This window comes from Streptomyces antarcticus (genome assembly GCF_026627255.1).
Lineage (GTDB): Bacteria > Actinomycetota > Actinomycetes > Streptomycetales > Streptomycetaceae > Streptomyces > Streptomyces antarcticus.
Genome location: NZ_JAPNLM010000011.1, coordinates 44,459 through 64,004 on the forward strand (window position 1 = coordinate 44,459; position 19,546 = coordinate 64,004).

Genomic DNA, 19,546 nt, shown 5'->3' on the forward strand with positions numbered 1-19,546 from the left:
GTTGCGGGGCGGGCGGGGTCAGCCGGCCCGGAGCTGCCACTGCTGGCAGGCATTGCCCAGCCACTTCCACAGCCGTACGTCTGCGCCGTCCTCCTTCGAGCAGTTGGCGACGTCGGCGACGTTGCCGGTGTGGGCGTTGGCGAGGCGGATCCAGCCGCTGTCGCCGGCGATCAGACGGAACCGCTGGCAGGCGTTGTTCAGCCACTGCCACTGGCGCAGGTCGGCGCCGTCGGCGGTGGAGCAGTCCGCGACGTCGAGGACCTTGCCGGTCGCCACGCTGACCAGTCGGCTCGTGTCGTCGGCCTGGTCCTCAATGCGCCACTTCTGCGCGGTGGCGCCGTTGCAGGCCCACTGGCGTACGTTGGCCCCGTCGGCTGCCGACCCGTTGGCGAGGTCCAGGCACTTGCCGCTGTCGCGGTTGACCAGGGTGAAGGAGTCGGACGCCGTCCCGGACTCACCGGAGGGGGCGGGGAGCCGGGTGCCGGTGGCCACCGGGGTGCCGAAATTGGGCGTACCGTCCGCGTTCCACGTGAACTTCTGCGCGCGGGTGGTACGGCGGTTGTCGCAGCCGCCCGCGGCGCTGTCGTTGGCGTGGTAGACGATCCAGCTCTCGGTGCCGTCCGGCGAGGTGAAGAAGCCGTTGTGGCCGGGCCCGAACACGCCTGCCGCGTCATTGCGCTGGAAGACCGGCGTCGGCTTCTTCGTCCACGATGACGCGCTCAGCGGGTCGCTCCCGGTCAGTTCCAGCAGACCCAGCTTGTAGTCGGGGGTCTGGCATCCGGAGGCCGAGAAGGTGAGGAAGGTCCGGCCGCCCCGGTACAGCGGCGCGGGACCCTCGTTGACGTGGTTGCCGCTCTGCGTCTCCCAGCCGTGGGTGGGAGAGGAGATGATCCGGAAGCCGCCGCTGAGGGTGTAGGGGCTGCTGAGCGGGGCGATGACCAGGCTCTGCCGGCTGCCGTTCATGAACCCGCTGCCGAGCAGGTAGAGGCGGCCGCCCACGCGCAGCAGACTCGCGTCGATCAGCCACCCCCCGGGGTCCAGTCCGGGGCCGGTCAGGGTGTTCTTGTGGGTGTACGGGCCCAAGGGGTCGCTGCCGGCGCTCTGGAGCACGTGGGTGCGCTGGGAGTCGCAGCACGGGTCACCGGTCTTTCCGGCGGAGTAGTACAGGTACCAGCGGCCGTCCACGAAGTGCATCTCGGGGGCCCACATGTTGGTGCCGCGCGAGGGCGTGCTGTCGGCCCACAACTGCACGCTCGGCGCGCTCGACAGCCCGGCCAGCGTCGGTGACTTGCGCATGGTCAGCTCACCGGTGAACGAGCTGGCGGCCAGGTAGTAGTTACCGTCGTGGTACTCGATCCACGGGTCGGCACCCTTCTGCGTCTTCACCGGGTTGGTGAACGTCGTAACTGCGGCCTGCGGGGCCGCCGCGGCGATACCGCCGGCCGTGAGAGCGGTGGACAGCAGTCCTAGGAGCGCGAGCGTCAAAGCGAGCCAAGCGCCGGGGCGGGGGGAGCGGGAACGGGGGGAATAGCGGGTCACGGTTGTCCCTTCAGGGCGGCGGCGTTCCGCGCAGGCCGGCACTGCTGGGCGCACCGGCCGGACGACGGGGTAGCCCGAGAACGCTCGCGGCGGATACACATGGAACGCGACCCGACGTGCTGGAGCACAACGACAATCGAGGCCACGTTGCCACGGTGTTAGCAGATTGTTAACGCTCACACCCGGCGGGTCAAGGTCTCCGACAGAATCGGCGCACAACGACAGTGGCCCCGGACCGGAGGCCGATTCGATGCGGCGCATTGTTATGACGCGACATCAGTGGGCCTTAAGTCCGGTCTTCCTCGGTTCGTGGTCGCTCGATCGTGGGACTGATCGCCGTTCGGGCCGTCCGGTGGGCATGTACATGTCGAAATGCGGGCGGGAAGAGAGAGCCGTATCTCAGCGACGTGTCGGACGGGCAGTGAGCGTTGATCGAGCCGATGATCACGGCCTGGAAGCAGGACAGGGTGGCACGGTCGGCGACTGGGGATCCCGGGTCCTGCGACCTCCGTGAGGTCGTGAACGCGATCTGCTATCAGAACCGGACGGGCTGTCAGTGGCGCTTCCTGCCGCATGACTTCCCGGCCTGGTCGGCGGTCTTCTACTACTTCAGGCTGCGGCGTGAGGACGGGCTTGACCAGCGGATCCAGGAACTCCCGCGCTGCCAGGTTCGGGAGAGGCCCGGTCGATTAGAGGACCCGTCCCTCGTGATCATCGACACCCAGTCCGTCCGCGCCGCGGCGGGTGTCCCGAAGACCACGACGGGGCTGGACGCGAACAAGAAGGTCTCGGGGCGCAAGCGGGGACTGGCCGTCGACGTTCTGGGGCTGATCATCGGCGTCGTCGTCATGGCCGCCTCCGCGAGCACGACAACGCCGCCGGCACCGCCCTGCTCGACCAGGCCGCCGAGCGGTGCGGGATGCGCCTGGAGAAGGCCCTGGTGGACCAGGGCTTCAGGGATGAAGTCAGCATCCACGGCGCCCTGCTGGACATCGACGTCGAGATCGTCCGCCGCAACCCCGCTGACCAGGGCAAAGGGTTTGTCCCGCAGCCGAAGCGGTGGGTGGTCGAGCAGACGAACGGCACGCTGATGCTGCACCGGCGCCTGACCCGTGAATACGACCACCGGCCCATGCCCATGGAACGTGCGAGTTCGGGAAGCCTCTTCGCCCCGATGCCGAACATGAGGTCCTTCCCTCCGGAAGAGGGACGCGACGGGCCGTCGCCCAATCCGGCGGCAGCGGCGGACAGCCTTGCCTCGGCCTGCGCCGGGAGTGTGGTCAGAGGTGGGAGGCGATGGCGGGCAGGAGGTCCTTGAAGGTGCGACCGGAGGCCGGCTCCCCGATCGCGGACATGCTCCACCCCGCACCGGAGCGGTGCACCTTGGCCATCACCTGCGCGGTGTACTTGCCGCCGCCGGAGAGCGTGTAGCGGGCCAGCTCCTGACCGTTGCTCTCGTCGATGAGGCGGCAGAATGCGTTCTCCACCTCGGCGAAGGTCTGCCCGGTGAAGGAGTTGACGGTGAAGACGATCTGGTCGACGTGCACCGGTACCCGCGCCAGGTCCACGAGGATCGACTCGTCGTCCCCACCCTGTCCGGCGCCGCCCACGAGGTTGTCGCCGGTGTGACGCACCGACCCGTCCTTGCTGACCAGCTGCTGGAAGAAGACCACGTCCACCGGCTCCTGGCCTGCGAAGAGCACCGCGGAGGCGTCCAGGTCGATCTCCCGGGCGGTCATGCGGGCGATGAAGCCCTTGCGTGGGGCGGCCTGCCATCCCAGCCCCATCCGGACCACGCTGAGTGTGCCGCCGCCGGACTTCTCCAGGCTGATCTGCTGGCCCTTGCTGAGATTGATTCCCACTGGTGTCCTCCTGGTTCTCGGGGCCGAAACGCTTCGGCCCGGTACCGCGTTGGCTCACCCAAGCCGAATCTACAGCACTGTAGAATCTGATGGCAGAGGGCACTCGTGAGGGACGTCGGCCCCCCGGACCGGGGGCCCGCATGATTGTCCGGAACCTGCGGTGCGCGGATCGCTGCGAGTCCGCAGTACCGGCTCATATTGCCGAGAGGGACCGGTGCCTTCATGAAGACCACCGGATGAGTGAATGGGGCATCGTCACGTCCTGTGGGCAGGCCACGGCAGGGCCCGCCCACAGGCGTTCTCTGATCGGTCAGACGCCGACGCCGAAGTCGGCGGCAATCCCTGAGAGGCCCGAGGCGTAGCCCTGGCCAACCGCGCGGAACTTCCACTCGGCGCCGCTGCGGTAGAGCTCACCGAAGACCATCGCGGTCTCGGTAGAGGCGTCCTCGGAGAGGTCGTAGCGGGCGATTTCCGCCCCGCCGGCCTGGTTGACGACGCGGATGAACGCGCCCCTCACCTGGCCGAAGCTCTGGTTGCGGGTTTCGGCGTCGTGGATGGAAACCGGGAAGACGATCTTGTCGACGTCTGCGGGCACGGTGGCGAGGTCGACCTTGACGACCTCGTCGTCCCCCTCGCCCTCACCCGTGAGGTTGTCTCCGGTGTGCTCGACGGAGCCGTCGGGGCTCTTGAGGTTGTTGTAGAAGACGAAGTGCTGGTCGGAGGGGACCTTCCCGGACGCGTTCACCAGCAGGGCGCTGGCGTCGAGGTCGAAGTCGACCCCGGTCGTCGTCCGAATATCCCAGCCCAGGCCGACCAGTACGGCCGTCAGGCCCGGGGCCTCCTTGCTCAGCGAAACATTGCCACCCTTGGACAGACTCACACCCATGCGACATCCCTTTCACATTGTCCGCGGGACGGCTTTCGACCGGCCCGTCGACTCGAAAGAAAATCTACAACACTGTAGAAACCTGAGTCACGAACCCGAACGCCCCGCAGTCGCGCTTTACGCCATTCCACTCACTGGTCACTTTCAACCACACAGGAGGATCCACCGCCGGGATGGACACGGGCTGCGCGGCGAGCCGGCCGGGGCGCCTTGCTGCACCCGGCCCAACGCCCTGGACACCGCCTCAGCGCCGGCCCTTCGCGGGCGGCCGGCGCGGGCGGCCGGCGCGGGCGGCCGCTTCCCCTGACGAGGGGCGGAAAGGCCATGCCCGGGGTTCCGCCCGTAGGTGACGCGGGCCCGGTCCGCGCCCGGACACCCCGCTCGCGGCGTCAGCGGCCGGGTGCCGGTGACGCCGTCAGCGGGTACGCCCCGTGCCCCTGGCCGGTGCCGCCTGCTGCCGGTGGGCGGGGACGGCGGCTTCCGCCGGGGCCGGCTGGCCTGGGGTCGGGCCGCGGCGGCGGGTGTCGTGGTGGAGCGGGAGCGGGCCGCCGTCGGGGAGACGCGGACGCAGGACGCGGGTGCGGCCGGGGTGGAGGGCGGGGTGGAGGGCGGTGTCGTCAGGGAGTGCAGGGTCGCGTCCACGAGACGCCCGACCGTGGTGGAGTGCGGTGCCCGAGTGGGGGCGGCCTGCTTGACGAGGCGCCATGGAGATCGGCCCGCATCGGACCGCCCGCTCGCCGGCACCGATCGAGGGCACGCTCGCCACGCAGGCCCGCACGTTGCGAGTTACCTACCTCGTGGGCCTGTTCAGATACAGATCGGCCTGTTCAGATGCAGATCACGATCTTTCCCCGGGTGCGTCCGCGCTCGGCGTGCGCGTGGGCATCGGCGATCCGCTCCAGGGGGTAGGCCTGTTCGATACGGGGTGTGTAGCGGCCTTGCCCGCCCAGTTCCGCCGCCGCGGACAGGAGAGTGGAGTCGTTCACCGCGTCGGCCACATGCGTGCCCAGGCGGTGCCCGCCCGCGTGGTCGGCGACCGTCGCGACGCGCTTCGGATCGCCCGCGATCGCGACGAGGTCGTCCAGGGAGCGGAGGCCGCAGTGTCGAGCACGATGTCGACGCCGTGCGGAGCGAGGGTGGTGAGGCGCTGTGCGAGGCCGGGGCCGTAGGTGGTGGGAACGGCGACGAGAGAGGTGAGGAACTCGTGGTTGCGTTCGCTGGCTGTCCCGATCACGGTGCCGACACCCAGTGCCACGGCGATCTCGGCTGCCGCGCTGCCCACGCCTCCGGCGGCGCCCTCGACGAGGAGGGTGCGCCCCGCGAGGGGGCCGAGCGCGTCGAGCCCACGCATCGCGGTCACGGACGCGAGACCGGCGCCCGCGGCCTGCTCGTCGTTCCACGTGGCGGGGGTGTGCGCCCAGGCCGAGAGGATGAGCAGCTCCGCGGTCGCGCCGGTGACGCCGCCCAGCCCGAAGACGCGGTCGCCGATGCTCACCCCCTGCACCCCGTCGCCGATCTCGTCGACCACACCGGCGGCGTCGCGCCCGGGAATGGCGGGCAGCTCCAGGGGAAGCAGCTGGTGCAGGGCAATGCGGGCCTGGGTCGCCGAGCAGGACTGGCTCACCCTGGAACGATTACCCGCCTACGCTCCCGAGCTGAACCCGGTGGAACTGCTGTGGTCCTCGCTCAAGAAGCGTGAACTCGCCAACCTCGCCGGCGACCACCTCGCCGATGTCGCCGACGCGACCGAACAAGGCATCCGCCGCATCAACAACAACCCCCAACTGCCCTGGTCCTTCCTCACCCACGCTGGCCTGACCATCCACCCACCACACCCACCGAACTTACGAAAGGATCAGTAGTAGCTAAGGCTCGTCCTGGCGGATCAGGGCCGGGTCGCCCCGGTCGCCCGGGCCGGCGCAGGCCGGGGGCAGGTAGGCGTGCAGGGAGCGGGTTCCCGGGAGCGGGCTCAGGCCATGGGGACGCCAAGCGCGGGCGAACGCCGGAGGCGGTGCGCCGCCGGACATCAGCAGCACCACCGGCCGGCCGCAGGCCATCGCCCGGAGTCCGTCGGCGTCGATGCTCCCGTCGTGGCCGGCGACCTGCCGCGAGGAGCAGCCCAGCGCGTACGCCACGCGGACCGCCTCGTGGCCGCTGACCGTGCAGGGCGGGCGTACGCCGTGCCGGTGCAGTTCCGCGGCGGTGCGCGCGTACGCCGTGCGCACGTCCCGGTAGCGGTCCGCTGCCCGGTGGAGCACCGCGTACTGGACGGCGAGGTGCCCGGCCAGGGCGACGGCGAGAGCGGCCGCGGCGGGCCGGGGCCACGTCCGGGTGGCGTGCACGAGGACCTGCGCCGCGGGCAGGGCGAGCAGCGCGTACGCCGGCAGCAGGAAGCGGGGCGCCGCGTACCCGATGAGGAACAGGTACGGCACCGATACGGAGACGGCCGCCGCGGTGGCCAGCACCAGCGGCCGGCGGCGGCCGCGTGCGACGGCGATCCCGGCCGCGACGGCCACCGGCAGCGCGAACCACCACAGGGCGAGCTCGGGACGGCCCCACGCCACGTCGCTGCACGGGCGGCACAGCGTACGGCCGGACATGGCCCGCAGCTGGGCGCCGAAGGCGAACTGCCCGCTGAAACCGCCCTGGATCTCCCCTGCCCGGTGCAGCCGGGCCGCGAGCCCGCCGTAGCGCAGGTACGCCTCCACCACCCACGGCAGCGCGCCCAGCCCGACCCCGGCGGCGAGCGGGAGCAGCCGGACCGGTGTGCGGACGGCGAGCGCAGCCGCCGCGAGGGGCAGGGCCAGCCAGAACGCGTCGGAGGGGCGCATGAGCGCGACCAGGGCCAGGGCGGCGGCGAGGCCCGTGTGCGTGCGGCGCGAGGGCGGCAGCAGGAAGCAGGCGACCGCCACGACGGCCCCGTAGGCCACCCAGAGGTTGGGCATGGCCTGCGAGCCGTAGAGCAGGGTGATCCACAGGCTCGCGAACAGCCCGGCCGCCGTCACCACGACCGCGGGCCGCAGGATCGTCAGCCAGACCCGGAACGACCCGAAGAGCGCGCCCCCGGAGAGCAGCGCGAACCACACCCGCAGGGCGATCGGGTCCTGGCTGAGCGCGGCGGCGGGGGCGGCCAGGAAGGTGATCCCGCGGGCACGCGGGGCGCTGAAGAAGGCGGCCGGCACGTACGGGCTGACTTGGCTGGCGTAGACCGCCTCGTCCCATCCGATACCGGACCCGGGTACCACGAGCAGGAGCTGCACCGCCGTGAAGAGGCAGGCCACCACGGCGAGAGGACGCGTTCCGGAAGCCATGGGCCCACGCTGCCCCATCCGGCCCCCGCCGGCCCGCCGACGGTCCGGTGACGGGGCGCCGCGTCCCGCGCGCGGAGCAACGAGCGGCCTCGCGGAGGAGCAGAAGTTCGACGGCCACCGCGCGATCCTCTTCACCCCAGCCGGCCCCGGCGGCCGGCTGCTCCTGCAGACCCGGCGCGTCCCGGGGCGCTATGACGGCGCCGGGAATCATGGGAACCGCGATCAGCCCGGGCGGCACCGGCGGCATAGCAAGGCGGGGCCGCCCCCACGCCGGCCGGGCGGCGCGGCACCGTAGCCGGGGCACAGCAAGCCCGGGCTGCGGGTGCCGACCGCACGCGTGCGGCGCCCCAGCCGTCGGCGCACACGGTCAAGCGGCCGTGCTGGAACTGGAGACACAAGTGGAATTCATGATGCGCAAGCGAGCCGCAGCACTGCTTACCGCGACTGCTGTCGGGGGCTTCCCCTTGATCGTGGACACCGGTGGCTATGTGGCGGTGGCCAGCGTAGTTGATCGCTGCTCGTAGGCGATCGGGCTGATCTGGCCGAGGCGGGAGTGCCGGCGGCGGGTGTTGTAGCGGGTCGCCCATCGGAAGGCCGCGAGGCGGGCCTCACGGGCCCCGTTCCACCGTTTCCGTCCCTGGAGCGCCGGTTGACGCCGAGCTGTTCCAGCGCCTTCGCCCGGTCGCCGAGGTCCAGGTCCCGGGGCACGCTCAACACCTCGGTCAGCGGACCCCAGGAACGCCCCGCGTCCGCACTCGCGGGCGGCGCCTGCGGTCCCCGGAGCGGGGGCGGCGGTCGCCACCGGGCCGGCCGCGGGTGCGGCGGCCGCGGTGATGACGGCAGCGACGGCCTGGTCACGCCTGCTTCGGCCGCGTGCGCGCCGAGGAGGAACCGGGCGCCGTCGATACCGCAGGCGTCGAGCCGGCCCATCGCGGCCGCCATGTCCGGCCAGGCCGGGGAGGCCAGGATCACGTCGCGTACTACGCCCCCAGCATCCGCAAGTACTCCGGCGACGGACACCGCCTGACCGGCACCACCTATGGCCGCGCCCTCTTCGGGGCCTCCGCGGGTCGCCCCGACCAGTGGCCGGCTGTCGTGGAGACCCTCCGCGTGGATCCGGACTCCAAGCGGGCCGTCATCCAGATCTTCCGCGGCGAGGAACTCCAAGTCCCCGGCAACCCGGACGTGTCCTGCACCCTCGGCCTGCAGTTCCTGCTGTGCGAAGGCGCACTGCACGGGGTCGGGTTCATGCGGGCCAACGACGTCTACCGCGGCATGACCAGCGACGTCTTCTCCTTCACCTTCCTTCAGGGGATGCTCGCCCGCGAACTCGGCGTCCCCCTCGGCTCGTACGTCCACCAGGTCGGCTCCCTCCACCTCTACGACCCCGACCACGCCCGGGCCCTGGAAGTCCTCGCCGACCCGGCCTCTTACGAGCCCGCCGCATGGGCCTTCCCGTCCATGCCGGAGGGCGACAACTGGCCGTACGTACGAGAGGTCCTGGCCGTGGAGGAGCAACTGCGCACCGGCCGGCACCAGCTCGCCGCCGATCCGCGCACCCACGGCCTTCCCGAGTACTGGAGCCAGGTCCTGGTCCTCTTCGAAATCCACCGCCGCATTGGTGACCGCTTCGATCGACGAGCGCAGCTCCTCGTCGGTGTCCTCGTCCCAGCCGATCTTCTGGACGACTTGACCCGGCTTGAAGCCGAGCCGTTCCGCAGGGCTCCGCTCGGATGGCGCTCGTCCTGCAGTTGCTGACACCTGCGACTCCTTTCATCTCCGACATCACGAAGGGGGATGGCGCTCCCGGAACGGCAGCAGCTCTCACCGACACCGATCACGCCGCATCGCTCCGGGCAACTCACCTCCTGGATCGATGCCTGTCCCACGACTCCGGAGACCTCTCCGTGACGGCCCACCGCGGTTCGCCGCACACGCCGGCCACGTACGCGGCCTCCACCCGTCAAGAGAGCAACTACCGCTCGCCCCCGGCAAGGGCCAACTCCTCAACGAGGTCGGCACGCTCGACACCGCCGTCATCATCGGCCCGAGCTCACAAGCTCCGCCGCGCGCCGCACGCGCTCCCCGATGCCGGTATCGGGGATTGGGTCATGACGGGCACCTCTCCGTTCTGGACTCCTCCCCCGGACGGTACTCCCCACGAGCGGCCTGCGGATGCGCCAACTACCCAACAGGGGCAGCCTCTACGTCCGCAAGACGTCTCCGCGCAACGCCGCCGACTTGAGCTCCAAGATCACAATGTTCGACCGTCGAAGACGTCCTCTGAGGCCTACCCCGTACGGTCGAGAACGGTGCAGCAAGAGCTTCCTGGACCTCGGCGAGTTCCTGCCACTGGATTCCGATGAATGAGGCTGGTGCGTTCGGTCAGCTTCTGGGCGTGGCTGAGGGCTCGCTGGCCGCGCTGGTTGCTGCTGAACAACCGGAACCATTCAGTTGGCCAGTTGTGGAGGGTGTGCGCCCACACCCTCCACCCGGCCGACCTCGCTGTGAGTCCCTTGTGTCACTATTCGGACGTGTCCCAGGGGAGTGGGCCGCGGTCTGCTGATTGCCAGGGGGTTGGGGATGGGTGCGGGCATGGAGCCGAACGGTTCGTCGAGGTCCGACGAGGAGTGGGAGCGGTTTCTGCGTGAGTCAGTGGCAGGTGCTGCCGACGCGCCGAAGGAGCCGTCGGCGCGGGCCCGCGACGTGGCGAAGCGACTGCCTGCCGAGCCCGGCGTTGGCCCGGAGGGCTGGCGCAGCTATACGCCCGTGCGGCCCAGGCGGCACCCCGGCTGGTACGTGGTCGGGCTGCTGGCCTCGCTGGTGCTGCTGGTGGTGGCGCTGGCGCCGGGGCGGATCGTGGACCTGTTCGCCGGCGAGGGGCCTGACTCCGCGCCGCTGACGGCCGAGACGTCCCGCCCGACCCGGGTACCCCCGGCGGATGCGGCCCAACGCCCCACCATGGACGAGCCGTTCCGCGGCTCACCGGCGGCGGGCTGGGCGGCCGGAGAGGCGGGGATCACCGTGCCGGATGCCGGGGCGGTCGGTTGGATGAGTGCGGCCCAGGTCGAGCGGGCTCTCGCCCGCAGCCGGGACTTCCTCGTCGCGTCCAGCCTGGACCACGGGGTGTTGCGGGGCGAGCGCCCCGAGAAGGCGATCGCACTGATCAACCCGCACCAAAGGGACGTCCGAGAGCTTCTGGACATCGCATTCCGAACCCCGAGCGAGAAGAACGATCCCCTCCTCCTGTTCAGCCGCTTCCAGACTTCCCGCTCCCAGCTGGTCGGCGACGTCGTGAAGACCCGGGGCAGGCTCACCTACCAGGAGGGCGAGCGTGGCGCACTCCAGGTGACCGCCGACGTCACCTTCGTCTACCCGGTCACCCGCGCGGACGCGGGCGGCGAGGACGAGATCGTTCGCACGATTGTGCGCCGCGAGCTGGTCCTGAGCTGGGACGACCCTGACAAGGTGATCACGGAGCCGGGCACCTTCTCGATCATCTCGTACAAGTACGACATGACCAATGGCGGCTGCGGCACCCCCACGGGTTACCTCACCCCGCCCTTCGGCGCGGACCGCCAGGCGAACGAGACCGGCACGAAGATCGATCCGTACGACCGCAGCGCACCAGTCGGGCAAGGCGAGTCCCCCGTAGACGAGTGCGGGAAGGCAACGCGCTCCTAACGAGCTCGTGCATGGTTGGCGGTGGAACGTCGGGAGGTGTGGCCGGGGCCCCCCACTTGTCCCTTCCACCACGCGATTCCCCTATACGGGAACGATGTATCACCCCGGACCCCGGCGTTCCCAGATCCGGGACGGGAGCGGGAGCGGTTACCTGCTCCGGCCCGACCTCCCTCCGTCTCGGCGCGGCCTGCTGCCGGTGCGCAGGGACCGCCAGTGCGGCGGGGGCGGCCGGCGACACCATCGGCGTGGTCGTCAAGGCTACGTCGAGGGGGGTGGTGAGGGCCAGGTGGGTGGTCAGGACCATGCGGCGGGCGAACTCGCCGGGTGTGCCCAAGCGCCAGGAGGCGTCACGGTTCAGTCGGGCCAGGTGTACGCCGACGGCCGGCCGGGCCTTCGCTCTCGCCAAACTGCTGCGGCCGGGTGGCCAGCGGCGGCCACGGGCGGGATCCCACCAGCAGGCCGCCGTTCCGCTCGCCCGGGACACCGTTGACCATCGCAACGATCCGCGCGTGGTCCGCCGGGCGGACACCGAGCTGCTCCAGAGCCCTGTCCCGGACACCGAGGTCGAGGTTGCGGTTACGGGAGGGCAGGCCCTCGGTCAGCGGACCCCAGTAACGGCGCGCGTCCTCGGAAACCACCACCGGGGCGGGCGCCGGAGCCGGGGCTGGGGCCGTGGGTCGGGTCGGCGTGCGCGTGCCTGCGGACGACGACGCCGGTGCCGCGCCTGCGCCGTAAAGCCGAACGCTTCCTCGCCTGCACCCTCATCTGCCACCGCAGACTCGCCAAATGAGATGACGTCTACGTAAGTGCGGCCCTTCTGTTGAACGGAACGGCGCCGTGATGCGGTCGCCGCTCCTGCCCAGGCGGTGTGGCGTGCGGAAGTTGGACAACGGCGCATGAATCGGTGTCAACGTGACTGCCTCTCCACCGCGTTGTCAGGAGGGAGACGGACAACTACCGGAGGAAACATGGATCCAGCCACGCAGAAGGAGTTCGCCGATTTCGTGCGGGGGCGATGGGTGCCGCTGATCCGGTTCGCCCACAGCCTCACGCTGGACGAGGGCAGGGCCGAGGACCTGGTACAGGAGAGCCTGGTCCGTTTGTGGAAGGTGTGGCCACGGCTGCGCCAGGAACAGCCCGATGCCTATGCCCGGCGGATTCTCGTCAATCTCGCGATCTCCTCCCGCCGCCGCCGGTGGTGGGGTGAGAAGGCCACCGCGTACGTGCCCGACCTGCCGGAGAACGCAGTGGCGGGCCCCGGCGCCGCCATCGGTGACCGCGACCTGCTGCGTCGGGCGCTCGGCCGGCTCCCGGCGAAGCAACGCGTGATCGTGGTTCTCCGGTACGTCGAGGACCTGCCGGAGCGGGAGGTCGCCGAGATCCTCGGCTGCTCGACCGGCACGGTCAAATCACAGGCGTCCCGGGGACTGGCCCGGCTCCGCGAACTCCCCCTGTTCAACGATTCCGCCCTGCCGGTTCCGGCAACCTCCACGCTAGGAGCGACCGCCTGATGCCCAGCACCGAAGACCTTCTGAAGGACGCCGTGGGGAACCTCCCCACCACATACCTCCCGCCCCACGACCCATACCAGAGGGTCGCCGAGGGGGTACGGCGACGCCGCAACCGTAGGCGGCTGTCGGCCGCCGGGGCCGGGGCGGTCGTGGCCGCCCTGGCCGTGTCCCTCCCGTTGCTGCTTCCCGCCCGGGCGCCGGACGGTACGGGCGCGTCCGGCGTGGCCGCACCGCCGGCAGCCATCGACGCAGGCACCCCGCTACCCGGATACGACGCGGTGCCGGACGGAACTGTGTACAAGGTGGCCGCTGGTACGCACCGGGGCGTCGATTGGACCGCCGGCTCGGTTGCGGGGAAGGAGGGCCAGTCCTGCCTCGTCTCGCGCAACGTGCTGCTCGGCGAGATCGCCGCCTGTTTCACCGAGGCCGACGGGGTACGGCGCGTCCACTGGGCCGCGACCCAGCCGTACGATGACGAGCAGTTCGCCGTCGTAGGCATCGCACCACGGTCGGCGGCGTCCGTGCGGGTCACCCTCGCCGACGGCTCCGTGACACAGGCCCCCGCCGTGACCACCCCCACCTCGGGAGCCGTCCGGTTCTTCACCGTGCTGGTACCCGCGACCACTCGCCAGGACGTCAACGTCCAGGCACTCGACGCGGCAGGCAAGCCCCTCGGCGGCCCCGTCGCCGTGGACTCCAAAGCGAGCTTCAGAAACAGCGTCCCGCCCTTCTGCCCGACCGGCGGGGCCCACCCCGAGGACGGACCCACGGGGAACAACAGCCAGGCCCCGGCCATCGGCGATGTCACGACCGGCGTCCCCTGCGGTGTTCCTTGGACATACATGCGTGCGTCCGTCCCCTCGCCTGGCGCCAGTCCAACACCCGCCAAGTAGAAACGCGCTCTGCAAACCGCCGAGCGGCCGCGTGCCAGGTGCGTGCCACAAGGGGCGGGGCCGCCGAGGTCGCTCGGGGGCGGGGCAAGGCCTGTCCAGGGAACTCACCAGGGTCAGCCCGTTTTGATCGCGCAGGTCAGGTAGAGGTCGACGCGGTCGCGAGCGCTGAACAGCTCGCGGGCGGCGAGGTGCTGGATGCGGCCGATGCGGTATGAACGTGCAGGACGACTGACCCAGCGACACACCGGAAGCGGCCCGGCTATGCGCCCAGGGCGGCCCCACTCCTGGGGCCGCCCTGGGCGCATGGGCCCTTCCCCGTGAAGGTGGGCGCGCGGATATTGATCACGCGGCGGGCGTGAGTTCAGCGTTGTGGTGTCGGTGTTCGTAAGCGTTGGGGTTGAGGTGGCCGTTGGCGGAGTGTCGGCGGCGGGTGTTGTAGCGGGTCAGCCAGGCGAAGACGGTCTGGCGGCGGGTGTCGGCGTCACCGTAGTCGTGGGCGCCCTGCAGGGTCTCGCGTTTGAGGGACGCGTGGAAGCTTTCGCAGGCCGCGTTGCCGGCACTGATGCCGACCGCGCCCATCGACCGGGTGACCCCAAGTTGGTCGCAGAGGCCGGCGAAGGCCCGGGAACCGTATTGCGCTCCGTGGTCGGAGCGGACCACGGCGCCGCTCAGGCGGCCGCGGGTCGAGACGGCCATCCGCAGCGCGTCGGCGACGAGGCCGGTGCGCATGTGGCCGGCGATGGACCAGCCGACGACCTTGCGGCTGAAGCAGTCCAGCCCGGTCGTGAGACGGAGGAACTTACCGCCTGCGAGCGGGAGATACGTGATGTCGCCCATGTATTTCCGGCCCGGCTCGGTGGCGGTGAAGTCCCGCTGGAACAGGTCTGGAACAGGTGAGGCTGCCGGGTCCGGGACGGTGGTGCGCACGCGTCCGCGCAGGCGAATGCCGGTGATGGAGAACCTCCGCATGATCCGGGCGACCCGCTTCTCGTTGACGCACCGTCCTTTCTCGCGGAGCTCGGCGGTCACTCGCGGGGAACGGTCGGCCTCACCGACGGACATCGGCCGGATCAGCCACTTCTCCGTCTGCCCGGGACGCGGCGCCTGATCCGGGCCCGAACCCCCTGACGATCAGCCATGCGGCCAGCCCCAGCTCCCAGGCGAACACCGGGAGCGCGGCGGCCGCCCCCGCCACGGAGAGCTGCGCGTAGGCCCCGAACATCACGGCGACGGCCGAGGCACAGATCAGCGGCCCGCCGATCAGCCCGAGCACGGCGATGAAGCGCGGCACGAGCCGTGCGCGGTACGCCAGGTACGCGAGCAGGACGGTGTTCAGGCCGAGGGCGATGTTGGGCCCGAGCAGGAACGTCCAGTCGTGCACGGCCGCCAGCGCGGCATCGCTGCCGTCCGCCGGCCCCGCGTCCCGCCGCAGGGTGACGAGCGCCAGGACGGCGACGATCCCGATGGCGATGACGGCCGCCTCCAGCAGCCGCCCGAAGGCGTACCCGAGCGCGAGTCCCTCGCCCTGGCGCCGCAGGACGGGGAACAGCGCCGCCCCGGTCCCGGTTACCGCCACCACCAGCACCACCTCGCACAGCGCCCCGAGCAGCGCCCGCGTGTCGGCGCCCTGCGCGAGCCGGCCGTCCGCCGCGCCCAACAGGGGGCGGTACAGAACCGCCCCGGCTATCGCGACGGCCTCGGTCAGCAGGAACAGCGACCCGGCGGCCACCGCGGTTCTCCGGTCCGGACTCATCTTCTCGTACCCCTCGCTCGATGGTGGTGTACGCCGTACACCTGGCAGCGACTCTAGGTGTACGGCGTACACTCGTCAAGGAGGCGCTGTCGACGAGGGAAGGGGCCGAACCGGAATGACCCGGCAGGAAGCCACGCACACGCAACGGATCCCGCTGAACAGGGACCGCGTCCTGCGCGCCGCCGTCGCGCTCGCCGACGCCACCGGCATCGACGCGCTCAGCATGCGCAGGCTCGCGCAGGAGCTGGACGTCGTACCGATGGCCCTCTACAAGCACGTGGCCAACAAGGAGGAGCTGCTCGACGGCATGGCCGACGCCGTCGTCGGCGAGATCGACCCGCCGGCCGCAGGCCCCGACTGGCGGCGCGTGGTCCGCGGGCGGATCCTCTCGGCCCGGCGGGTCCTGCTGCGCCACCCCTGGGCGGCCCGGGTCATCGAGTCGCGGACCGGCCCCACCCCGGCGGTGCTCGCGTACCTGGACACGATGGCCGGGAGCTTCCGGGAAGGCGGCCTCTCCGCCGACCTCACGCACCACGTCATGCACGCGATGGGCAGCCGCCTGCTCGGCTTCAGCCAGGAACTGTTCGACACCTCGGGCCCCTCCGGCCCGCCGGACCCCGCACTGGCGGCGCGCTACCCGCACATCGCGGAACTGGCCGCGACGGCCGCACACGACGGGGGGTCCACGGTCGGTGGCGGCTGCGACGACCAGTTCGAGTTCGAATTCGCCCTGGACCTCCTCCTGGACGGCTTCGAAACCCTCCGCCGACAAGGCTGGACGTCCGAGCGGAAGGCGTAACCGGTGCGGGGCGGCGGGGGCTGATCTAGCGCAGTGCGGCGTAGGCCTGAGGTAACCCCCGGAGTGTGGACACAGGGGTTCATGCTGCGAGTGAGAGTTCAGCTGTCTTGTGGTGTTGCCGTTCGAACTCGATCGGGGAGAGGTAGGAGAGTGCGCTGTGGCGTCGGCGGGCGTTGTAGTAGGTGAGCCACTGGAAGATCTCCAGCCTTGCCCGCCGCATCGTCAAGAACAGCTTTCCGTGCATCGTTTCTCGCTTCAGTCCTTGCCAGACGCTCTCGGCCAGGGCGTTGTCGCAACTCGAGCCGACCCTGCCCATGCTCCTTCGGATGCCATGCCGGTCGCAGACCTGGGCGAACGCGGCCGAGGTGTACTACGAGCCGCGGTCCGCGTGGAAGATCACTCCGGCGACGTTGCCGCCGCGGGCCGCGACCGCTGCCTGTAGCGCGTCGACGACGAGCCCGGCCCTCATATGCGGTGCCATCGACCAGCCGAGTACCCGGCGGGAGCGGATGTCGATGACGCAGGCGAGGTAGTGCCACACGGCTCCGACCTGCACGTATGTGATGTTGCCGCACCACTTCTCGTCCAGCGTGCCGGCGGTGAAGTCGCGCTGGACCAGGTCTGGCACCGGCGGCACGAGACGGTCCGGGACCGTGGTCCGCTTCCTCTTTCGCAGGTGGCGGCCGATGACGCCCTGCTTGCGCATCAGCCGCGCGACCCGCTTACGGTTGACCGTATCGCCGAAGCCTCGCAGCTCGGCGTGAACGCGAAGCGCACCGTAGTTGCCGCGGTGTTCGGCATGGATCTCGCGGATCCCGGCGACCAGGGCGTCCTCGGCTTCCTGCCGCTCCGCCCGCGCCTGGGCGCCGGCGTTCCACCTGTAGTGGCCCGAGCGGGAGACTTCCATCGCCCGGCATATCCGCTGGACGCCGAACATCTCGGCGTGGGCGGAGACGAAGTCCCAAGAGGCGGTCTTCACTTCATCTCCCGGGCGAAACAGGCGGCCGCCCGGCGTAGGATCTCCCGCTCGAGCTGCCATTCATTCTCCGCCTTGGCCAGCCTGGCGTTCTCCGACCGCAGCCGGGCCAGCTCGGCCTCGGTGTCCTGCGACGCGCCGGAGGCGACCGGACGGCCGTCGGCATCACGTACCCAGGGCGATTGTTTCCGCGCAAGCGGACAGGTCCGGATCGGTGGGTGGCGGGTCGGATTTCCGACCCGCCACCCAGGCGAGGTCGGTGGTGCCGCTGGCGGCGCGGGGTCGGTTGCGGGCCCACTTCTTGAGGTCGCCGACGCGGTAGAGGTGTGTGCTGCCTCGTGAACCGCTGCGGCACAATCGCGGGGTGATCGGCAACCGGATCACCCATCGCACTGCGGACGGCGTCCGCATACCCGGAACCTGGCGGCAGGTCTTCAGCCACGACGCCGGCCATCACTTCCTCACCGACCTCGTCATCTACGCCGACGGGCTCATCGACTGCTTGGGCCTGTTCACCGTCGAGGAGTTCGAAGAGAAGCTCCGGACCGGCCGGGTGGCCACCACCCTCCCGGACGGCGCTGATGCATCCGCGGACGGTCTGGCGGAGTGGAAGTTCAGCGACCCCCGAAGCTGGATCACTCCTGACCTGCTCGTCGCCGAAGTCCGCGACACCATCGACCAACTGAACGGGCGGCCCGACTCGACCGGCCGCTGCCTCGCCGCCGTCGACGTCTTCCTCACCGATCGGACAGAGGAGAAGCGGACCGCGGCCCGCACCGCGTTCCTCGCCGTCCCGATCTCCTAGCGCCACTTCGCGCTGGGCGACACGGACAACAAGGCCTGGCCCCGGACCTACGGCACGGTCCTCGTTGATGTCGAGTCCTCCGGACCGGTCGACGTGCTGCCGGATCGAGAGACCAGCACGGTCGCCACCTGGCTCCGGGAGCACCCCGGCGCCGAGATCATCTGCCGAGATCGTCTGATGGCATTCACCAAGGCCGTCAGGCAGGCCGCACCGGACGCGCTGGAGGTGGCAGATCGCTGGCACCTCCTCCAGAACCTCTCGACTGCGGTCGAGAAGACCTGCCGCCGGCACCGTGACTGCCTCCGGCGGCCAGCCGGACCAGAGGCCAGCCCACCGTTGGCCGCACCGGATACTCCGCTTCTGCAGCGGATCCGACAACCAGGGGCCACTGGCGGGAGCCGATCAAGAGACCCACCTGCGCCTCGGGCAGGACGTGCTTGACGACTGAGACGATCGCGGCGTGCGCGAGCCGGTTGACGCCGAGCTGTTCCAGCGCCTTCGCACGGTCGCCGAGGTGCAGGCCCCGGGCCCGCCCAGGCCCTCGGTCAGCGGGCCCCAGGAACGCTTCGCGTCCACGCTGGCGGGTGGCGCCCACGGGTCGACGGCCTCCCGCACCGGTGCCCCCGCAGCAGGGGCGGGGGCGCCCCTGCTGCGGGGCGGAGCTGGAGGTCGGGGTGGTGGCCAGGGCGGGGGCGGGGACACAGGCGTCGGCCGGAGCCCGAGCGGGAGGCGGCCGCAGGAGCGGAGGCGGCGGTCGCCGCCAGGGTGGCCGGGGAGGGCGCGGCGATACCTCGGGGCCCCCGCGTACGGCTGGAGACCGATCCGCCGAAGATCCACCCCATACGGGAAGCTGCGGTCACCCTGTCGGGGGCGGCTCGCGCCGTCGCTCGTGAGCCGCACGTTCAGCACCCGGCAGATCCTGCCAAAGCCACACCATCTCGGCCCTTGAGGCCTCGGCCCCCGATCCATCTCGCCGACTCACGATGACCAGCGCAGATGCGGGAGACGGGCGGGCAGCTCATAAGCCCGCCTAGCGAGTCCCAACCGCATGGGCGAGCCTGTAAGTAGGCACACCGTTGCACTACGAACGAAGCGAGGCCGCCATGACAGCCACAACCCGGAAGGACACACCAGTCGCGATCGGGGGCGGAGGCGTCGAACTCCGTACGCGAGAGATCGGCGGAGAGCTGTCCGTGGCCTTCGTCCAGCTGCCCCAGGGCGCGGACCTGCGGCCGGCTATGAAGGGACTGACAGATGATCTCTGTCAGTGCCCTCACTGGGGGTACATGCTCAAAGGCCGGCTGAAGATGGTCACGAAGGACGGAGAGGCGGTCTACGAGGCGGGACAAGCGTTCTACTGGCCGCCCGGGCACGCCCCCGTGGCGCTTGAGGACTGCGAATACGTCGATTTCTCACCGACAGATGACTTCACCGCAGTCATTGACCACATCGCGTCGCAGGGCTGAGCCCTTCGGTTGGAGGTATCGCGGTGAGACGCGCCTGCCTCTGGAAGACTTGCCGGTATGC

The 19,546-nt window shown here is 70.6% G+C and carries 15 protein-coding genes and 6 pseudogenes; 10 read left to right on the top strand and 11 right to left on the bottom strand.

Annotated features, from left to right (window positions below; all coding sequences use genetic code 11):
• Positions 1 to 18: 18 nt before the first annotated feature.
• Positions 19 to 1,485: a family 43 glycosylhydrolase gene (locus OTB16_RS18085; RefSeq protein ID WP_267721258.1), complete on the bottom strand. Its 1,467-nt coding sequence runs from the start codon at positions 1,483 to 1,485 to the stop codon at positions 19 to 21.
• A gap of 494 nt (positions 1,486 to 1,979) precedes the next feature.
• On the opposite strand from OTB16_RS18085, the pseudogene OTB16_RS39285 reads away from it, so the two are divergent.
• Positions 1,980 to 2,671, top strand: a pseudogene (locus OTB16_RS39285) (IS5 family transposase); the annotation flags it as partial.
• A gap of 148 nt (positions 2,672 to 2,819) precedes the next feature.
• Here OTB16_RS39285 and OTB16_RS18100 read toward each other — a convergent pair.
• The 3 genes and pseudogenes from OTB16_RS18100 to OTB16_RS18110 all read right to left on the bottom strand — a co-directional run.
• Positions 2,820 to 3,401: a TerD family protein gene (locus OTB16_RS18100; RefSeq protein ID WP_267721259.1), complete on the bottom strand. Its 582-nt coding sequence runs from the start codon at positions 3,399 to 3,401 to the stop codon at positions 2,820 to 2,822.
• Positions 3,402 to 3,711: 310 nt separating this feature from the next.
• Entirely contained in the window at positions 3,712 to 4,287 is a 576-nt protein-coding gene (locus OTB16_RS18105; protein ID WP_267721260.1) for a TerD family protein, read from the bottom strand.
• 827 nt (positions 4,288 to 5,114) lie between these two features.
• A pseudogene (locus tag OTB16_RS18110) lies at positions 5,115 to 5,860 on the bottom strand (zinc-binding dehydrogenase); the annotation flags it as partial.
• A 16-nt stretch (positions 5,861 to 5,876) separates the two neighbouring features.
• Here OTB16_RS18110 and OTB16_RS18115 point away from each other — a divergent pair.
• Positions 5,877 to 6,149 (top strand): transposase, encoded by a 273-nt coding sequence (locus OTB16_RS18115; protein ID WP_267721261.1) that lies wholly within the window; start codon positions 5,877 to 5,879, stop codon positions 6,147 to 6,149.
• 3 nt (positions 6,150 to 6,152) lie between these two features.
• Here the strand turns inward: OTB16_RS18115 and OTB16_RS18120 are convergent, their stop codons facing one another.
• Positions 6,153 to 7,598: a hypothetical protein gene (locus OTB16_RS18120; protein WP_267721262.1), complete on the bottom strand. Its 1,446-nt coding sequence runs from the start codon at positions 7,596 to 7,598 to the stop codon at positions 6,153 to 6,155.
• Between the two features lie 484 nt (positions 7,599 to 8,082).
• Positions 8,083 to 8,244, bottom strand: a pseudogene (locus OTB16_RS18125) (IS3-like element ISRhosp5 family transposase); the annotation flags it as partial.
• Positions 8,245 to 8,471: 227 nt separating this feature from the next.
• Here OTB16_RS18125 and OTB16_RS18130 point away from each other — a divergent pair.
• Positions 8,472 to 9,002 (top strand): annotated as a pseudogene (locus tag OTB16_RS18130) (thymidylate synthase); the annotation flags it as partial.
• A 243-nt stretch (positions 9,003 to 9,245) separates the two neighbouring features.
• Here OTB16_RS18130 and OTB16_RS18135 read toward each other — a convergent pair.
• Positions 9,246 to 9,359: pseudogene (locus OTB16_RS18135) on the bottom strand (DUF3052 family protein); the annotation flags it as partial.
• A gap of 822 nt (positions 9,360 to 10,181) precedes the next feature.
• Here OTB16_RS18135 and OTB16_RS18140 point away from each other — a divergent pair.
• From OTB16_RS18140 to OTB16_RS18150, 3 genes are all read left to right on the top strand, one after another.
• The gene (locus OTB16_RS18140) at positions 10,182 to 11,282 is read left to right on the top strand and encodes a hypothetical protein (protein ID WP_267721263.1); all 1,101 of its coding nucleotides are present in this window, start codon (positions 10,182 to 10,184) and stop codon (positions 11,280 to 11,282) included.
• Between the two features lie 968 nt (positions 11,283 to 12,250).
• The gene (locus OTB16_RS18145; protein WP_267721264.1) at positions 12,251 to 12,793 is read left to right on the top strand and encodes a SigE family RNA polymerase sigma factor; all 543 of its coding nucleotides are present in this window, start codon (positions 12,251 to 12,253) and stop codon (positions 12,791 to 12,793) included.
• Positions 12,793 to 13,686, top strand: a complete 894-nt coding sequence (locus tag OTB16_RS18150) for a hypothetical protein (protein WP_267721265.1) — start codon at positions 12,793 to 12,795, stop codon at positions 13,684 to 13,686. The genes OTB16_RS18145 and OTB16_RS18150 overlap by 1 nt, the downstream gene beginning before the upstream one ends.
• A gap of 342 nt (positions 13,687 to 14,028) precedes the next feature.
• On the opposite strand, the gene OTB16_RS18155 is transcribed toward OTB16_RS18150, so the two are convergent.
• Complete coding sequence (locus OTB16_RS18155) at positions 14,029 to 14,715, bottom strand: IS3 family transposase (RefSeq protein ID WP_267721266.1); 687 nt, start codon at positions 14,713 to 14,715, stop codon at positions 14,029 to 14,031.
• A gap of 19 nt (positions 14,716 to 14,734) precedes the next feature.
• The gene (locus OTB16_RS18160; protein WP_267721267.1) at positions 14,735 to 15,439 is read right to left on the bottom strand and encodes a DUF4386 domain-containing protein; all 705 of its coding nucleotides are present in this window, start codon (positions 15,437 to 15,439) and stop codon (positions 14,735 to 14,737) included.
• A gap of 115 nt (positions 15,440 to 15,554) precedes the next feature.
• Between OTB16_RS18160 and OTB16_RS18165 the strand changes: the two genes are divergently transcribed.
• Positions 15,555 to 16,238: a TetR/AcrR family transcriptional regulator C-terminal domain-containing protein gene (locus tag OTB16_RS18165; protein WP_267721268.1), complete on the top strand. Its 684-nt coding sequence runs from the start codon at positions 15,555 to 15,557 to the stop codon at positions 16,236 to 16,238.
• A gap of 79 nt (positions 16,239 to 16,317) precedes the next feature.
• Here the strand turns inward: OTB16_RS18165 and OTB16_RS39605 are convergent, their stop codons facing one another.
• Together OTB16_RS39605 and OTB16_RS39610 are read right to left on the bottom strand one after the other, a co-directional pair.
• A complete protein-coding gene (locus OTB16_RS39605; protein ID WP_420717735.1) occupies positions 16,318 to 16,566 on the bottom strand; it encodes an integrase core domain-containing protein in 249 nt (82 codons plus the stop codon).
• Positions 16,567 to 16,608: 42 nt separating this feature from the next.
• Positions 16,609 to 17,217, bottom strand: a complete 609-nt coding sequence (locus tag OTB16_RS39610) for an IS3 family transposase (RefSeq protein WP_420717727.1) — start codon at positions 17,215 to 17,217, stop codon at positions 16,609 to 16,611.
• Between the two features lie 361 nt (positions 17,218 to 17,578).
• Here OTB16_RS39610 and OTB16_RS18175 point away from each other — a divergent pair.
• The 3 genes and pseudogenes from OTB16_RS18175 to OTB16_RS18185 all read left to right on the top strand — a co-directional run.
• Positions 17,579 to 18,016: pseudogene (locus tag OTB16_RS18175) on the top strand (DUF7638 domain-containing protein); the annotation flags it as partial.
• Positions 18,017 to 18,031: 15 nt separating this feature from the next.
• Positions 18,032 to 18,460: a transposase gene (locus OTB16_RS18180; protein ID WP_267721429.1), complete on the top strand. Its 429-nt coding sequence runs from the start codon at positions 18,032 to 18,034 to the stop codon at positions 18,458 to 18,460.
• A 662-nt stretch (positions 18,461 to 19,122) separates the two neighbouring features.
• Positions 19,123 to 19,485, top strand: coding sequence for a cupin domain-containing protein (locus OTB16_RS18185; RefSeq protein ID WP_267721270.1), 363 nt, complete (start codon positions 19,123 to 19,125; stop codon positions 19,483 to 19,485).
• The last annotated feature ends 61 nt before the right edge of the window (positions 19,486 to 19,546 follow it).

Excerpts from the sequence above, each read along its gene's own strand:
- OTB16_RS18105 (WP_267721260.1), bottom strand. The coding sequence starts at position 4,287 with ATGGGTGTGAGTCTGTCCAAGGGTGGCAATGTTTCGCTGAGCAAGGAG.
- OTB16_RS18115 (WP_267721261.1), top strand. The coding sequence starts at position 5,877 with ATGCGGGCCTGGGTCGCCGAGCAGGACTGGCTCACCCTGGAACGATTA.
- OTB16_RS18120 (WP_267721262.1), bottom strand. The coding sequence starts at position 7,598 with ATGGCTTCCGGAACGCGTCCTCTCGCCGTGGTGGCCTGCCTCTTCACG.
- OTB16_RS18140 (WP_267721263.1), top strand. The coding sequence starts at position 10,182 with ATGGGTGCGGGCATGGAGCCGAACGGTTCGTCGAGGTCCGACGAGGAG.
- OTB16_RS18145 (WP_267721264.1), top strand. The coding sequence starts at position 12,251 with ATGGATCCAGCCACGCAGAAGGAGTTCGCCGATTTCGTGCGGGGGCGA.
- OTB16_RS18150 (WP_267721265.1), top strand. The coding sequence starts at position 12,793 with ATGCCCAGCACCGAAGACCTTCTGAAGGACGCCGTGGGGAACCTCCCC.
- OTB16_RS18160 (WP_267721267.1), bottom strand. The coding sequence starts at position 15,439 with ATGAGTCCGGACCGGAGAACCGCGGTGGCCGCCGGGTCGCTGTTCCTG.
- OTB16_RS18165 (WP_267721268.1), top strand. The coding sequence starts at position 15,555 with ATGACCCGGCAGGAAGCCACGCACACGCAACGGATCCCGCTGAACAGG.
- OTB16_RS18185 (WP_267721270.1), top strand. The coding sequence starts at position 19,123 with ATGACAGCCACAACCCGGAAGGACACACCAGTCGCGATCGGGGGCGGA.